The 15,772-nt window shown below is 68.6% G+C and carries 10 protein-coding genes; 6 read left to right on the forward strand and 4 right to left on the reverse strand.

All coding sequences use genetic code 11. The features are described from left to right. The first annotated feature begins 173 nt into the window (after positions 1 to 173). The 4 genes from AC5JJ2_RS11355 to AC5JJ2_RS11370 all read left to right on the forward strand — a co-directional run bounded on the left by AC5JJ2_RS11355 (position 174) and on the right by AC5JJ2_RS11370 (position 5,664). Positions 174 to 1,442, forward strand: a complete 1,269-nt coding sequence (locus tag AC5JJ2_RS11355; protein WP_495858100.1) for a glucuronyl esterase domain-containing protein — start codon at positions 174 to 176, stop codon at positions 1,440 to 1,442. 71 nt (positions 1,443 to 1,513) lie between these two features. Beyond that, positions 1,514 to 3,814: a VWA domain-containing protein gene (locus AC5JJ2_RS11360; RefSeq protein ID WP_495858101.1), complete on the forward strand. Its 2,301-nt coding sequence runs from the start codon at positions 1,514 to 1,516 to the stop codon at positions 3,812 to 3,814. Positions 3,815 to 3,904: 90 nt separating this feature from the next. Further along, positions 3,905 to 5,164, forward strand: coding sequence for a TolC family protein (locus AC5JJ2_RS11365; RefSeq protein ID WP_495858102.1), 1,260 nt, complete (start codon positions 3,905 to 3,907; stop codon positions 5,162 to 5,164). Positions 5,165 to 5,337: 173 nt separating this feature from the next. Next, entirely contained in the window at positions 5,338 to 5,664 is a 327-nt protein-coding gene (locus AC5JJ2_RS11370; protein ID WP_495858103.1) for a hypothetical protein, read from the forward strand. Between the two features lie 158 nt (positions 5,665 to 5,822). On the opposite strand, the gene AC5JJ2_RS11375 is transcribed toward AC5JJ2_RS11370, so the two are convergent. From AC5JJ2_RS11375 to AC5JJ2_RS11385, 3 genes are read right to left on the reverse strand one after another with little or no spacing between them, the layout of a single operon-like run. After that, complete coding sequence (locus tag AC5JJ2_RS11375) at positions 5,823 to 11,537, reverse strand: WD40 repeat domain-containing protein (protein ID WP_495858104.1); 5,715 nt, start codon at positions 11,535 to 11,537, stop codon at positions 5,823 to 5,825. After that, a complete protein-coding gene (locus tag AC5JJ2_RS11380) occupies positions 11,534 to 12,277 on the reverse strand; it encodes a hypothetical protein (protein WP_495858105.1) in 744 nt (247 codons plus the stop codon). The genes AC5JJ2_RS11375 and AC5JJ2_RS11380 overlap by 4 nt, the downstream gene beginning before the upstream one ends. Positions 12,278 to 12,281: 4 nt before the next feature. Then, complete coding sequence (locus AC5JJ2_RS11385; RefSeq protein WP_495858106.1) at positions 12,282 to 13,121, reverse strand: VWA domain-containing protein; 840 nt, start codon at positions 13,119 to 13,121, stop codon at positions 12,282 to 12,284. A 215-nt stretch (positions 13,122 to 13,336) separates the two neighbouring features. On the opposite strand from AC5JJ2_RS11385, the gene AC5JJ2_RS11390 reads away from it, so the two are divergent. Next, complete coding sequence (locus AC5JJ2_RS11390; RefSeq protein WP_495858107.1) at positions 13,337 to 14,833, forward strand: spinster family MFS transporter; 1,497 nt, start codon at positions 13,337 to 13,339, stop codon at positions 14,831 to 14,833. A gap of 9 nt (positions 14,834 to 14,842) precedes the next feature. Further along, a complete protein-coding gene (locus AC5JJ2_RS11395) occupies positions 14,843 to 15,433 on the forward strand; it encodes an HAD family hydrolase (protein WP_495858108.1) in 591 nt (196 codons plus the stop codon). Between the two features lies 1 nt (position 15,434). Here the strand turns inward: AC5JJ2_RS11395 and AC5JJ2_RS11400 are convergent, their stop codons facing one another. Beyond that, positions 15,435 to 15,731 carry a hypothetical protein gene (locus tag AC5JJ2_RS11400; RefSeq protein ID WP_495858109.1) on the reverse strand — a complete coding sequence of 99 codons (297 nt, stop codon included), beginning with the start codon at positions 15,729 to 15,731 and terminating at the stop codon, positions 15,435 to 15,437. Between the last annotated feature and the right edge of the window lie 41 nt (positions 15,732 to 15,772).

The following is a 15,772-nucleotide window of genomic DNA, read 5'->3' on the forward strand; positions in this document are numbered from 1 at the left end:
CGCCCGTCGGAAAACCCGTAATTATACGCCACGCGTCAATGTCTCCCCGCCACGCCCCCACCCCGTGGCGGTGGCGGCGGTGGCGGCGGCGCTGTCATCCTGGCAGCCGACGTGCGAAAACAAGGCGAATCGGCCCACCGAACTTTTCCCACATTTTTCCGAGGTTCCCTCACATGCTCCGTCTTCTCCCCCTCGCCGGAGTCTGGCTCATGGCCGTGACCGCGTCCGCCGCCGACTACCCGCCGGCCGCCAACCTCCCCGCGCGGCAGGGCTTCCCCGACCCGCTCACGGCGTTCGACGGCAAGAAGATCACGACGAAGGACGAATGGGAGAAGACCCGCAAGCCGGAGCTGAAGGAGCTGTTCCAGCGGTACATGTACGGCCGCCTGCCGCCGACGCCGAAGGTCATCGGCTTGTTGAAGCACGAGGACAAGACCGCGTTCGGCGGGAAGGTCACGCTCCGCGAGGTCGAGTTGCAGTTCGACCTGTTCGAGAAGAAGAACCCGCTGCCGATCTACCTGCTGATCGCGATTCCGAACGAGCGGACGGGACCGGTCCCCGTGTTCGTCGGGGCGAACTTCGGTGGCAACCACCTGTACTGCCCGGACCCGAACATCCGCGTGCCGGACTCGTGGATGTACCCGAAGTACCCCGGCGTGAAGAACAACAAGGCGACGGCCGAGGGCCGCGGCAAGGAACCCGGCGTGTGGCCGCTCGAGTACGCCGCGTCCCGCGGCTACGCCGTCGCCACGTTCTACAACGGCGACGTGCAGCCCGACCGGCCGGAGGTGGCGGAAGGCTTCCGCGCGCTGATGGCGACGACGGACGGGAAGGCGGCGGACGACCTGACGGCGACGATCATGAGCTGGGCGTGGGGCGTCCACCGGTGTGTGGACTACCTGACGACACTGCCGGAACTGGACGCGAAGCGGGTCGCCGTCGTCGGACACTCGCGGCTCGGCAAGACGGCCCTGCTGGCCGGGGCGTTCGACGACCGCATCGCGCTGGTCGTGCCGAACCAGGCCGGGTGCGGCGGGACCGGGCCGAGCCGCCACTCGGACCCGAAGGCGGAGGGCGTGAAGCGGATCAACACGAGCTTCCCGCACTGGTTCAGCGCGAGCTTCAAGGCGTTCAACGACGCGACGGAGAAGATTCCGTTCGACCAGCACTGCCTGGCGGCGTTGTGCGCCCCGCGGCCGGTGCTGTACACGAACGCGGCCGAGGACCTGTGGGCGAACCCGAGCGGCCAGTTCGAGATGCTGAAGTTGGCGTCGCCGGTGTACGAGCTGTACGGCGTGAAGGGCGTGGAAGCGGCCGCGATGCCGCCGGAGGGGAAGCTGCTCGACAGCCGCCTGGGTTACTGGGTCCGCGCCGGCAAGCACGCGATGACGACTGAGGACTGGAAGGTGTACCTCGACTTCGCGGACAAATGGCTGAAGTGAAACGATTCGTGAAACGTCATCCCTTGTGAAAGCCCCGGCACGGCCGTGCCGGGGCTTTCGCCCCAACCACCATGCGCACCCTGTTCCCGCTCGCCGTCGTCGCGCTGATCCTCTTCGCCCTGCCCGGCGTCGCGGTGTTCGCCGCCGACCTCGTGGGCTACGAGGCCGCCGTCAACGAGTGGCTCGAAACCCGCCTCGGCGTCAGCCACCGGATCGCCGTCGCGCTGCCGGCCGCCGTCGTCCTGTTCTGCGTCCCGCCGCTCATCGTGCTGCTCTACTTCCTGCGGCTCCGCCGCAAGCCGGTGGCCGTGTCGTCCACGTACCTGTGGAAGAAGAGCATCGAGGACCTGCACGTCAACCGCCTCATGCAATGGCTCCGCCGTAACCTGCTGTTGCTTTTGCAACTGCTCGCCGTGTTCCTGTGCATCTACGCCGTCCTCGGCCCGCGGCTGCACGGCTCGATCTTCGGCGGCCGGCACTACATCCTCGTCATCGACAACTCGGCCAGCATGTCCGCGACCGACGTGGCCCCGACCCGGCTGGCGTGGGCGAAGCAGCAGGCCCTCCGCGAGATCGACGCGGCGACCGACGAGGACACCGGCATGGTCATCGTCTTCAACTCGACGGCCGAAATCCTTCAGTCGTACACGAACAACCGAGGGGAACTCCGCGCCGCCGTCGAGCGGATCGAGCCGACGGAGAAGCCGACGCGGATCGAGGAAGCCCTCGGCCTCGCGGCAAGCCTGGCGAACCCGATCAAGTCCACGGAGAACGAGAACGCCACGCCCGGCGGCGTCGAACCCGGCAAGGAGCGGCAGTACGTGCCCACGGAGGGCATCCCCGCGGACGTTCACCTCTTCTCCGACGGCCGGTTCCCGTCCCCCGGCGAGTTCGCGCTGACGAACCTGAACCTGACGTACCACGTTCCACCCGCCGACGGCGCGAACAACCTCGCGATCTCGCGGCTGACGCTGGATCGGGGCTGGCTGAAGCCCGTGCCGGACGACGACGAGAACGACCCGGCCGACCCGTCGCCGAAGGTCGCCGACCGCGACGCGGACGACCCGAACAAGGCGACCGTCACGGCGTTCGTCCGCAACTACCGGGACAAGCCGGTCGAGAAGCTGGTCGTCCGCCTTGAAGTCCTCGACGCGGACGGCAACCTCCAGCGGAGTTACGCGAGAACTCTCCGCCCGGCGGCGAAGCGGGACCAGAACGCGGCCGGCAAGGCGGTGCAGTTCTTTCTGCCGGAACTCGCGGAGGGGGCCGACGTGACGCTGCACGCCCGGCTCGAAGGGGCGAACGACGCGCTGCCGCTGGACGACGACGCGTGGCTCGTCCTCGGCGTCGTCCGCCGGGCGAAGGTGTTGGTGCTGACGCCGGACGACAACAAGCTGCTCCGCGCGTTCTTCGACAGCCCGGCCCACAAGGCGCTGGCCGACGTGACGTGGGACGCGCCGGCCGCGCTGACGGACGCCGCCCGCTACCAGACGCCGGCCCGCGAGGGGAAGTTCGACCTGATCGTGTTCGACCGGTGCGGCCCGCTGACGGACGACCAGATGCCGAACGCGAACACCTGGTTCGTCGGCCACCCGCCGCCGCCGTTCAAGCCCGCGAAGGCCGTGGACGACCCGCTCAGCGTCATCCCGGCGAAGGGGCCGAGCGTGCAAGGGGCGCTCGACCGCCACCCGATCATGCGGAACCTCCGCGGGCTGTACGACATCGCCATCGACGATGCGTTCCAACTGCCGTCGCTGCCGAACGGCACGCAGAAGCTGCTCGAAGCGGCGAACGGCCAGGTGCTGATCGCGGGCATCCCGCGGGGGCCGTTCACGGACCTCGTGATGTGCTTCCCGCTCATGAACTCGCCGACCGACTGGAACACGCTCTGGCCGTTGCAGCCGAGTTTCGTGCTGTTCGTTCGGAACGTGGTGACGACCCTCGGGAACGTCCGTGACGCGGCGTCGGAAGACCCCATCGCGCCGGGGAAGGAAGTGCCGATCGCGACCGGCGTGGTGAAGCGTGTGACGGTGACGGCCCCGGACGGCCGGACGCGGGCGTTCGACCGCGAGGTCGCGCGTCCGGAGTTCACGTTCACGAACACGGACAAGGTCGGCCCGTACACGGCCGCGTGGACGGAGGCCGGCACGAACAGGGCGGCGACGCGGCGGTTCGCGGTGAACCTGATCCCGACGGCCGACCACGACGAGAGCGACATCGCGGCGACGACGGAAATCCGCATCGGCGCGGAGACGATCGCTGCGAACGAGGCCCGCAAGCAGCCGCGGGAGTTGTGGAAGGCGGCCGTCCTCGCCGGGCTGCTGGTGCTGGTGCTCGAGTGGTGGGTGTACAACCGCCGCGTGCAGATTTAGCACGACCGGCACGATCCCCAAATTCGCCAAAGTCTTCCCATCTTTTCCGCCGATACCTTCGATGTGGGTCCGTACCGTCGAGGGGTGGGAATGCCGCGGGGGTGGCCGGTCGCGTTGATCGCGTGCGTCGTCGGGTGTCACGGCCCGTCGGTCGTCGTCACGTCCCCGCCGCCGTCGGCGGCGCCGCCCGCCGTTTCGACCGACCTGCCGGCCGTCACGCCGGCGAAGATCGAGCCGCCGCTCGACAGCCTGCCGACCATCGACCCGAAGAACGCCGACGCTACGAAACTCTTCTCCGCGAACGCCGCCAGCTTCCGCGGGCTGAGCGAGCAAGCCTGCGCCGCACTCGCGGCCCAGCAATCGTCCGTCGGCAACCTTCTCGACAAGGAGAACGCGAAGCCGAGCGTGCGCATCGTCACGAAGCGGCAGCCCTGTCCCGAAGAAGCCAGCGACCAACTGCTCCGCGACGTTCGCGAGCTGGCGGCGGCCGAGGCCCGCAACCGCGACGCGGCCGAGGCCGTCGAGCGGTTCTACCAACTCGCCGACGCCGAGGCCCGCACCGAGTTACTCGCCGCCGGATTGAAGTCGTTCGACGAGTTGCGCGACCTCGCGCCGCGGGCGCGGGCGGCCGGGCTGCCGGTCCCGGACGAGGACGAACTCCTGCGACAGCGGTCGAAGCTGCTCGGCGACGTGGAGGCCGCCGAGGCGGGCATCCGGCTTTTGAACGTGGAACTCCAGGCCCGACTCGGCCTGTCGGTGAAGGGGGACGAACGCCTCTGGCCCACGGGGTCGTTCGAGATTTCGGCCGACCCGCCGGACGTGGAAGCGGCCGTGCAGACGGCCCTCGAACAGCGGCCGGACCTGCGGCTGCTCCGCCGCCTCTACCACGGGCTGACGGCCGACACGCTGCCCGCCGCACGGGAGCAACTCCGGAACGTGAACGGCCTCGCCGGGGCCGCCGCGCCGCCGTTCGCCCGGCGGCAGGCCCGGCGGGTGACGGAGCAACTCAATGCGGCCGCCGAGGGCGAGGTGAACGTCCGCAAGGAGCAACTCTTCGCGCTGACGGCCGAGCGGGAGAAGCTGGCCGCCGCCGAGGTGCGGGTCGCGGCCGTGCAGATGGCGAGCGCCGCCCGGCGGGTGGCTCTCGCGAAGAGCCGCGCCGAGAGCTGGCAGGCGAAGATCGAGAAGGTGAGGAAGGACGACAAGCCGCTCGACCGGTTGCCGCTGGAGGCGGAGTGGTACAAAGCCCGCGCGGAGGTGGTGCAGGAGGTGATGGCGTGGCACCGGTGGCACGCCAAGTTCCGGGCCGCGCAGGGAAGGTTGGTTTCGAGCGCGGTTGAAGGGCGGTGAGTCTTGTAAGGCGGGTCAAGGCTCTGCGCCGACCCGCCGCACTCCCAGCCCGCTCGTCGGTTCCCCCTGTGGTTGCGGTCCCCCGGCGGGTCGGCGCAAAGCCTTGACCCGCCCTACAAGACCCGGCCCTTCGTGCTACACTTCAGGCATCAACTCTCTCCCGGAGACTCGCGATGCTCTCCCGATTCCTGGCGGTGACGCTCTGCGCTTTGATGGCCGTCTCGATCAACGCGGCCGAGGACAAGAAGAAGGCCGAGGAGAAACCGGAAACGGACAAGATGTTCACGAAGCTCGACGCCGACACCGACGGCAAGGTGACGGCCGAGGAGTTCGCGTTCCTGCCGAACGTCATGAAGGACGCGAAGCGGGCGAAGAACACCGAACTGACGGCGGCGTTCGCCAAGCTCGACAAGAACAAGGACAAGAAGCTGACCGCCGAGGAGTTCAAGAAGGTCGGCGAACTGTTCGTCGCGAAGACGGACCCGAAGAAAAAGAAGTAGGCGCGGGTTCAAGGCCGGGGTGACCTGGGACCGCGGGCGTCCCGCCCGCCACGGCCCCAGCCACGAAAGATCGATCCCCGAAACCCCGCGGGTTGGCGGGCGGGACGCCCGCGGTCCCAGCACGGACGCGCCCAAGATTTCGTCCGGGGCCGCGTCGTTTACTTCTCCGTCACCAGCTTCTCGTCCAGCTTGCTGTGGAAGAACGCGGACGCCGGGATGAGTTCCTCGGACTTGCTGCCGGGGCGGAGCCACTTCAGCTTCAGCCCGTGCTGCTGGCCGCGGATGAAGCCGGCGAACTCCACCACGATCGGGACCGGCCGCTCGCCGAAGACGTGGTACGCCTCCTTCGGCGTGGACACGCCCTTGCTGATCGCCTCGATCAGCTTCTTCTCGTCGGGCTTCGCGCCGACGACGACCCGCACGTCGTCGCGGGTCTCGGCCACGATCTTGTACCGGCCGGCCGTCGGCGGCACGATCACCCCGCTCCACTTCGCCCCCATCGTCGGGCTGCCGAGGTTCTGGAACTCCGGCACGTCCGCCGTGAAGTCGATCGTGTACTCCAGGACGCCCTTGAACTTCCGCCCGCCCCGCGGGACGTACAACTCGGTAACGAGGCCAGGCAGGTAGTCCACGCCCAGCGCCGTGAACTTCAGCCGGGCCTCCGCCGCCGCCTTCTCCGGGCCGCCGGCGCGGTTCAGCACGAGCGCCTTCGCGTACCAGAACTTCGCCCGCGCCGTGGCCGGCGGCCGGTCCGCTTCCGGCAACTTCGCCGCGTACTCCCGCCACAGGTCGCCGCGCTTCATGTCGCTCAACTCCGCATCCGTGTCGGCCTTCAGCTCCACCTCGGCGAGTCGCTTCAGGTCCGCGTCGGACCCCTGGGCGAGCATCTTGAACGCCTCGTCCCACCGGCCCTGCCAGAACCCGCGGAACTTGCCGACCGCCGCGTTCGCGTCCTTGTCGTCGGGGGCGGTCTTGAGTTTCTCGGCGGCGGTCTTCACCGCCTCGAACCGGTCGCGGAGTTTCTTCAGGTGCGCGAGCCGCTGCTCCAGTTCCCGCTGGTGGGCGCTCGCGCCGGCCCGGCTGTAGCAGGACACCGCCACGGCCGCGAGCTTCGCCGCCTTCTCGTACTCGTCCTTCTCGACGAGTTCCTCGACGAGTTCCTGGATCGCCTCGGCCGCGGCCCGCAGCGGCCCGGCCTGGCCGGCCGTCCCGGCGACCTTCTCGAGTGCCGCGAGCTTGATCGCGAACCCGTCCACCTCGAACACCTCGTTCGTCGCGTCGGCCGCCTTCAGGATCAGCGCCGGGTCGATCGTCTCGACGCCGACGGCCGTGGCCTCCTTCAGCATGAAGTATTGCTCGGCCGGTTCCTTCGCCTTCTCCTTCGCGTCGGTCAGGAGCTTCTCGCCGAGCCGCTTCCGGTCGTCCGGCGTCTTCTTCGCGAAGTCGGCGGCGTAAGTTTCTTTGACCGCCTTCTCGGCGACGGTTAGCTCGGCCGCGGTCGGGACGGCCAACCGCTTCGGGGTGGCCGGGGTGGCCGGCGGCGGTTCGACCGCGACCATGCCGGGGCCGCCGGCGGTGCGGTAGATCGTGACGCCGATTCCGGACCCGAAGACGACCACCTCGCCGCCCGGCCCCGGCACGGGCGTCATCGTGCCGCCGAGCGTCCGCGGCGTGACGCTGAACACCGGCCGGCCGGCGGCCGCGTCGTAGAGCGTCAGCCGCGCGTCCTCGGACACGACGACCCGCCGACCGTCGCCGACGAACCGGGCCTGCACGGCCGTGCCGGTCGCGGCCGTGGTGATCGTGGCCGGGTTCCGGCGGTCGGCGAACGCCATGACGTAAAACTTCGTGCCGACGCCGTCCTCGCCGCGGGTGCGGAACACGACGGCCGCCGCGTCCGGCGACACGTCCTCGATTTCCAGTTCCGGCTGGTCCTTCAGGAACGTCGGGACGACCCACGAGAAGTTCGGTCGTTTCGCGAGTTCGTAGACGTGGACCCGCTTGCCGCAATTCGCGATAACCTTCGACCCGTCCGCGTTCGGGAACGCCGCAATCGCGACCGGGTCCGGGTGGTACGTGTAGAGCAGCTTGCCGTTCTTGAGCGTGTACACCGCGACATGGCCGTTCGCCTTCACGACCGTGGCGAGCGTGCCGCTGGCCGAGACGTTGACGTGCTTCGGCGAGTCGTCCGCGATCGTCACCACTTCCGCGCCGGTCGGCTTCCCGGTCGCCGGATCGACGACGTGCAGCTCGGCCTTGTTGTTCCCCTTGCGGACTTCGAGGACGACCTCGCCGGTAAACGTCGCCCACACGCCGCGGATGCGGCCGTCGGTCGTGTACTTGCTCGTGACCTTCTTGTTCGCCACGTCCACGGAATGTAGTTCGGTATCTGTGGCCAGGAACGCCGTCTTGCCGGTGCGGTCCACCGCGGCGCGGCGAATGAGGCCGATCCGTAGGTCCGTCGTCAGCAACGACGCAGTTTCGATGAGCCGGTTGATCCCCGCGTCCGGCGCGGCGGGCGTCACAGCGACCGGATTGCCGCGGGCCGCCGTTTGGTAGATAACGGTGCGGGCGGCGTTCGCCACGATTGCAACGTCGCCCTCGCCGCCGACGGCCGCGACCGGCGATTGGCCGGGCGTGCGGTAACTGACCCGACCCGCGTACCGGGCGAGCGCCGTGTCGTACACGGAAGTGTCCATCTGGGAGGCGATCAGCACTTTCGTGTCCGAGACGTAGCGGACCTTGTAGTTCGCGTAGGGTTGGGCCAGGCCGAGGAACGACGTCTTGTTCCAGTCGTCCACCGAGCGGAACTGGAACCGCGCCCGCTCCTGTTGGGCTTCGAGTTGCAGGACGACGGACTTCCCACCGGGGGAAACGTCCTCGACGCCGACGACCTTCGTCCGCGGGCCTTGCACGAGGGAGATGGTCCGCGTCGCGTCCTGGCCGGCCGTGTCCACGACGAGGAGGTCGTCCCCGCAGTGGGCGAACAGCTTCTTCCCGTCGGCCGTGAGATGGGCCGTCGTCGCCTGCGTGGGAACCTTCGGGTTGGGCAGTTGTCGCTTGCCCGTGAGGTCGTGCAGTTGGACGCTGCCGTTCGCCTGCACGACGGCCGCGACCATCGCGGCCGGGGCGACGTGGACGTGCTTCGCCGGAGCGTTCCCGCTCACGATCACCGACGCGCGGGTTCCCGGCTTCAGCGCCTCGCCGTCCAGGGCCATCAGGTACGTGCTGTTCGCCCCGTCGAGCATTTCGAGAACCAGGTCGCCGTTCGCGATGCTCCAAAGGTTCTGAACCAGCAGCCCCGGCGTGTACGTCGCCGTTACCTTCTTCGTCGCGAGATCGACGCGGGACACGGCCTTCTCGTCGGCCGCGTAGTAGACCGTCCCGGACCGGTCCACGGCGACGGCCTTCGGGGCGGGAAGCGGGATGTCGGTCGGCGCGACGACGGCGAGTTCCTGCAAGGCGTTAGCCGCGGTCGGCGGGTTCCCCGGCGGCAGGACAGAGGGGGCGTCGCCGGCGAACGAGACGAGGTAGTGCGTCCGCTGGTACGTCGTTACCACGGCCCGCGCGCCGTCGGGCGTCACGTCCAGGTCGGTCAGGTTCTCGTTGCCGGCCGCGGCGAACTTCGCGGTCGCGGCCCGGTCCCAGGTGGCCGTGTCCAGCAGCTCGACCGCGCCGTTCTGCGCGACGGCGAGGTGGCGGCCGTCGGCGGTGAACGCGGCCGGGATTTGGTGCGAACCGACGAGTTCCTTCACCACTTCGCCCGTCGGCACGTCCACGACCAGCACGCGGCCGCGGAGGGTGTCGCCGTCCAGTTCGCGGATCGCCGCTAGCTTCCCGTCGGCCGACCACGCGGAGACGATCCCCGGCTTCTCAGCCTTGATCGGCTTCTCGCTCGTCACCCGGCCGGACGGCAGCGCGACGACCTTGAGCTTGTAATCGTCGGTGATCGTCAGCACCGCGGACCCGTCCGGCCGGATGGCGGTGGCGGCGTGGTTGTGCGGCGGCTTCGGCGTGGTGAACGTCTGCACCGCCCGGCCGCTCTCGATGTCCAGGACGGTCGCCTTTTCGTCGCTGACCAGGACGGCATACTTCCCTTGCTGGTCGGCCCGCACGGCGGTGAGGCCGATGATCGGGTTCGCCATCGGGGCGCGGGCGGCGGCCTTGCCCGTCTCCTGGTCCCACACGAGCATCACCGGCTCGCGGGCCACGGACATCGCCTTGCCCTGCGGCAGCGGGAACGGGAAGGCGTTCGCCGGCGGTTCGTGGTCGCGGAACGTGGCGACCTTCTGCCCGGTCCGGGCGTCGAGGACGTCGACGAGGCCGGCGGTCTGCGCCGCCGATAGGACGCGGCGGCCGTCGAGCGTGAACTTGCCCGTCCGCCCGCGGTGCTCCGGGTTCGCGGACGCCGGAACGGACCAAACGAGCGTGCCCTTCTTGACGTTGTCGGCCGGCGGCTTCTCGGGCGGATCGACCGGCTGGGGCGCGACCGGTTTCGGATCCACGGGCTTCGGGTCCACCGGCTTGGGATCGACCGGCTTCGGGTCCACCGGCGGGTTCTCGTTCTCCTTTTGAACGACCTCCGGCGGCTTCTTGCCCGTCGTGAAGTAGACGGTCGCGGCGACGATGCCGCCGAGCACGATCACGCCCGCGATGATCGCCGGGACGAGGTTCGAGGCGTTCGCGGCCGGCTTCCGGCGGCGCGGCCGCCGCACGTCGTCGGCGTCACCCGCCGAGTCGAAACTCAAGTCCTTCCGCGCCGCCGGCTGGGCCGGGACGGGTACGGGCTGCGGGGCGTACTGCGGAACCGGCTGAGCGTACTGGGGCGGCGCGACCGCGACCGGGACCGGCTGCACGGTCGGCAAGCCCGGCGCGGCGACGGCCGGCGTCCCGCCGGGGATGTTGAACCCTAAGACGGCGGCCGCCTGCCGCTCCTGGCTCGGCGTGAGGATCGGCGGCTGGCCGCCCGGCATGAGCTGGTCCAGCCACGGCGTCTGGTGCAGCGGCTTCGTGCAGCTCAGGACCATGTGCCCGACGAGGCCGACGGTGAACGGATCGCCCGTCTCCCACAGTTCCTTCATCAGCTTCGACTGGCCGGGGTTCTTGAAGTCCCGCTCGGTGAACAAAAGGTTGTCGCCGTTGTCGTACCGGTCCCAGAGCGCCTTGCCGCCGATCAGCAGCCCGCGGAGGGCGGTCGCGACGACGAGGTGCGGGAACCGGTCGAGGTCCGCGGAGTAGACCTGCGACGGAACCCGCTCCGGGTGCTGGAAGCTGGCGTGCCCCGCCTCGCCGGTCGGCTGGTTGGCGAGGGCCGGGACGAACATGCCGTCGTAGTCCACCAACTTCAGGCCGAGCGAGTTCCCGCCGGCCGGCACGAGCAGCACGTTGCCGTGCTGGATGTCGCCGTGGGCCATGCCCGTCTCGCGGAGGCGGCGGCAGAGCCGCACCCACAGCGAGAGCATGTTCTCCAGGATCGTCGAGCGGTTCAGGTTGTCCCGGACGAACGCATTAATCGGGAACCCGTCCACCCATTGCATCTTGACGATGGGATACCACTGCCCGCGGATGCGGATGCCCTGCGGCAGGAAGTTGAACCCGACGGTGAACGGCAGGTTGGCGGTCGCCAGGTGCTCGCTGACGGCGGCGTACCGCGCGTCGAGGCCGGCGGACGTGGCCCGCGTGAAGCACTTCACGGCCCACTTCGTCCCGTTCGCGGCGGTGATCTGATATACGTCGGCGTAGTTCCCCGACCGCGGGACGGGCATCCCCATCGGGTTGGTCGTGACCGTGCCGCCCTTGAGGTCGGGGTCGCCGAACGCGGTGGACGGGTTCTGGACCGCCTCGTTGAAGTCCTGCGACAGCGGCCAGCTCATGGCGAATCCTGGGAAGGTTGTACCGCGATCCGAACCGCCGTCGAATCGTCGTTCTTCATCTGTTTCCCGTCTCGGAGCGATTTTACCCAGACGGCGAACGCGGCGGGCGGCAGTGACGAACTCGTTACCTGGTCCAACTCCGCCCACGGCATCTTGTTGGCGTCGCGGGTGCGGAGGAACCATTCCGCGACGGCATCCGTTAGAAGGTAGAACACGTCGCCGAGTTCCGCCCGGCCCGCGAACCACTCGACTTCCGGCCGCGGGGCGGTCTCCGCCGACCCGACGAGGTTCGGCCGGTTGGAGAAGTCCGCCACGGATTCAACCGGGAATTTTGTGAGAAGTTTCGCTCCGCGGACCTGGAACAGGCAGGAGTCGCCGACGGCCGCGGCCCGCCACTTGATGCCGCCGTCCTTCGTTTCCTCGAACGCAACGCCTAGAAGCGTGGCGAACGACCCGAGGGCGGATTTCTCCTCGGCGTACCACGACTTCGCCTCGGACCGTGGAGCCTGTTCGCGGGCGGCGGCGGCCCATTCGTCGAATGTCGGTGGCTCCGGCGGCGTGCGGACGTAGGCGGTGGCGAGGACCTTCGCCCACGGCCCGGACTGCCACCCCTCGGACGCGCCGTCCGCGACGGCGACCCGCCGCAGCTTCGCCGCGACGGCGGCCGCGTCCTCGTTCTGGGCGTCCGTGTTCCCGGCCTTCGGCACGGTGCGGACTTGCACATCCAACGCGAACGGCATCCTGCTACCTCATCGTGGTGGTGACGCGTGTGCCGATGTCGAGGAACCGCACGACGGCAACGAGGTCGGCGTTGAACACCACGCCCCGCGCCCCGGTGTTCACCGGGAACCCGTCGGCCCGCGCCGCGTGCAGCAGCTTCGGCGGCAGCGGACTCGACATGCGGAACAGCAACTTCGAGTACGTGTCGAGCAGTAGGCTCTCGTCGTCGATGAAGTAGATCGGCGGCTTCGGTTCCGCGGACAGCAGCAGGTTGAAGATCAGTACCGACCCGTCCGTGCTGGCGAGTTTCTTCAGCCGGTTGGCCACCGCCAGTGGGTTCGCGTCGCTCGGCCGGCCGTCGGTGATGTTCAGCACGATCGGCGGGTACGACTCCGGGTACGACAGGATGAAGCTGGAGACAATCAGTTCCGCGGCCTCGAACGCCGTGTTCATGAGCGTCCGGCCGCGGGCGACCGGGTCGTACCAGACCGGGAACTTCACGTTCTGTTCGAGCGTGCCGCCCTCGCCATCCTCGACGTACCGGACGCGGTTCTCGACCCGCAGCGGCTTGTCCGCGAGCTTGCCGATCGGCACGAGCACCTCGTCCGGCAGCTTCCCGCCCAGCCCGGTCGTCAGCTCGCCGCCGTAACCGATCAGGCCGACATGGAAGTAATCGCGCACGCCGTCGATCTTGGCGCACTTGAGGACCATGTTCTGGATGAGCCGGTTTACGGCGTCGGCCACGCCCTCGGACTTCAGCTTGTCCGGCTGCCCGGCGAACGGCTCCTCCATCGACTTCGACTGGTCGATGAGGATGAGGACGCACGCCGGGTTCGTCCGGCTGATTTCGGCGGAATAGGGCATGACGACGCTCGCGCGGATCGGGATACCATGAGTCTACCGCGAACTGGTACACCGGGGTATCGGGAACCCGACTTCCGAAGTCCGGCTTCGAGTTCGGGAGTCGATCCGGGCCGGCGAGCTGTTCGGACGCCGTCGGAAGCACCGCCTCGGCCCCTGGTCCCGTTCGACTTCCGAACTCGAAGCCGGACTTCGGAAGTCCAAAGCAAGGAGCACGAATGGCAGCACCGGTATCGTCCACCGGCGGCCCGACCGAGGCCGTCCCCGGCGCGGGGGCCGCGCTCGGCCTGCTGTTCGTCATCAACCTGTTCAACTACATCGACCGCCAAGTCCTCTCGGCCGTGCTGCCGAAGCTGCAACTCGACGCGACGCTGTTCGACCCGACCGACCCGAACCTCCAGTTCAAGCTCGGCCTGCTCACGTCGGCGTTCCTCGTGTCGTACACGCTGCTGTCGCCGGTGTTCGGGTGGTTCGGCAACCGCGGCCGCCGGTGGTGGGTCGTCGGGTTCGGCGTGATCGTCTGGAGCCTCGCGTCCGCCGGGTCGGGGTTGGCCACGGGTTTCGTCGTCTTGCTCTTCACCCGCTGTCTCGTCGGCATCGGCGAGGCCGCGTACGGGCCGGTCGCGCCGTCGATGCTCTCGGACATGTTCCCGGTGTCGAAGCGGGGCAAGGTGATGGCCCTGTTCTACCTCGCGATTCCCGTCGGCAGCGCGCTCGGCTTCGTCCTCGGCGGGCAGATCGAGGCACACTTCGGCTGGCGCACCGCGTTCCTGGCAACCGTCGGCGGGTTGGGGCTGGGCGTACTTTGCTTCTTCATGCCGGAACCGCCGCAGCCCGCCGCGGCCGCCGGTCCCAAGCCGAGTTACGGCGGCGTGCTCCGCGAACTGCGGACGATCCGGTCGTTCGTCCTGTGCTGCCTGGGAATGACCTGCACGACGTTCGTACTCGGCGGCGTGGCGGCCTGGGCACCCACGTACATCTTCCAGCGGGAGGCCCGCTTTGCGGTGAGCGACGCCACGTTCGAGGCGTTGGAAAAAGAAAAGACGACCGACGACCGCCCGCTCGTGCCGGCCGACGTGGTGGCGAAGCTGCAACCGCTCAAGGGCACGGGTGTAGATTCGTTCGCGGGCTTCAAGTCGCGTCTGCGCGACGCGCTCGGCGACGACCACCTGAAGCAGTACGGCGAGCGCGTCTTCACGGCCGCGACCACCGGCGATTCGATGTCGCTGGGAAAGATCAACTTGATCTTCGGCGTCATCGTCGTGGTGTCCGGGCTTGGCGCGACGATGCTCGGCGGGTGGGTCGGCGACAAGCTCCGCAACCGCGGCGTCCGCGGCGCGTACTTTCACACCATCGGCTGGTCCACACTGCTCGCGTTCCCGTTCTTCGTTGCGATGCTGCTCGTGCCGTTTCCCTACGCCTGGGGGTTGTTCTTCGTGGCCGTGTTCTTCCTGTTCTTCAACACCGGGCCGGCGAACACGATCCTGGCGAACGTCACCCGGTCCGAGATTCGCGCGACGGCGTTCGCGGTGAACATCCTGGTCATCCACATGCTCGGGGACGTGATCTCGCCGCCGATCATCGGCCTCGTCGCGGACTTCGCCAGCTTGCAGGCCGCGTTCCTCGGCGTGTCCGCGTTCATCCTCCTCGGCGGCACGCTCTGGGTGCTGGGGGCCAGCTCGCTCGACGCCGACACCGCGAAGGCGGGGTCGTAGAATCTCGAAATGAATTGGACGCCACCGCCCGGCACGCGGGCCTTGATCTTCGACTGTGACGGGACGCTCGCGGACACGATGCCGATCCACTACCGGGCGTGGACGGCGATGCTCGGCCGGCACGGGATCGCGTTCGCCGAGAAGCGGTTCTACGAACTCGGCGGGATGCCCACGAGCCGTATCATCCGGCTGCTTTCCGACGAGACCGGCGTTCCGGTGGCGGACGTGGACGCGATGGTCCACGAGAAGGAGTCGATTTTCCTCGACTTCCTGCACGAGGTCCGGCCGGTGGCGCGGGTGATGACACTGGCGGAACAGTTCCGCGGCACATTGCCGATGGCCGTGGCGAGCGGCGGCTATCGCGACGTGGTCCGGCAGACGCTGGAAATCATCGGCGTGTTGTCGTGGTTCCCGGTGGTGGTGACGGCCGAGGACACGCCGCGGCACAAGCCGGAGCCGGACGTGTTCTTGGAGGCCGCGAAGCGGCTGGGCGAGCGGCCGGCAGCGTGCGTGGTGTTCGAGGACACAGACCTGGGGCTGGAGGCGGCGCGACGGGCCGGGATGCTCGGCGTGGACGTGCGGCCGTGGTATGAGCGGTGAATTACTTAAACAGCTTGAGGAACCGGAATGACTTGGGATACTCTCCCCGCGGTCTGAACGCAATCGCGACTTCTTGGCCGTCGATGGCCGACTCCGTCAGCACCACATGATCGGTCACTTCCTTTGCTCGTTGAAACTCTTCATCCGTAACCCGACAAACAGTTTTGTAGAACGGGCCGCTTAGCCAGTCAGCGACTTCTGGAGATTCACGGAATCGCAGATACGCGGCGAGCGAGGCGTGGGCGGCCGCCAAAACCGCGAAGCCTGTCGGTACGGATTCACGGATGAGGATGTACATGCGGAGTTTGGGCGGGGCCGATAGGTCCACGACTCACCTCA

The sequence above is a fragment of the Limnoglobus sp. genome (assembly GCF_059499385.1).

Bases quoted from the DNA above. Each gene is read 5' to 3' on its own strand.
- AC5JJ2_RS11360 (WP_495858101.1), top strand. From the start codon at position 1,514: ATGCGCACCCTGTTCCCGCTCGCCGTCGTCGCGCTGATCCTCTTCGCC.
- AC5JJ2_RS11380 (WP_495858105.1), bottom strand. From the start codon at position 12,277: ATGCCGTTCGCGTTGGATGTGCAAGTCCGCACCGTGCCGAAGGCCGGG.
- AC5JJ2_RS11395 (WP_495858108.1), top strand. From the start codon at position 14,843: ATGAATTGGACGCCACCGCCCGGCACGCGGGCCTTGATCTTCGACTGT.
- AC5JJ2_RS11400 (WP_495858109.1), bottom strand. From the start codon at position 15,731: ATGTACATCCTCATCCGTGAATCCGTACCGACAGGCTTCGCGGTTTTG.
- AC5JJ2_RS11385 (WP_495858106.1), bottom strand. From the start codon at position 13,121: ATGCCCTATTCCGCCGAAATCAGCCGGACGAACCCGGCGTGCGTCCTC.
- AC5JJ2_RS11375 (WP_495858104.1), bottom strand. From the start codon at position 11,537: ATGAGCTGGCCGCTGTCGCAGGACTTCAACGAGGCGGTCCAGAACCCG.
- AC5JJ2_RS11370 (WP_495858103.1), top strand. From the start codon at position 5,338: ATGCTCTCCCGATTCCTGGCGGTGACGCTCTGCGCTTTGATGGCCGTC.
- AC5JJ2_RS11365 (WP_495858102.1), top strand. From the start codon at position 3,905: ATGCCGCGGGGGTGGCCGGTCGCGTTGATCGCGTGCGTCGTCGGGTGT.
- AC5JJ2_RS11390 (WP_495858107.1), top strand. From the start codon at position 13,337: ATGGCAGCACCGGTATCGTCCACCGGCGGCCCGACCGAGGCCGTCCCC.
- AC5JJ2_RS11355 (WP_495858100.1), top strand. From the start codon at position 174: ATGCTCCGTCTTCTCCCCCTCGCCGGAGTCTGGCTCATGGCCGTGACC.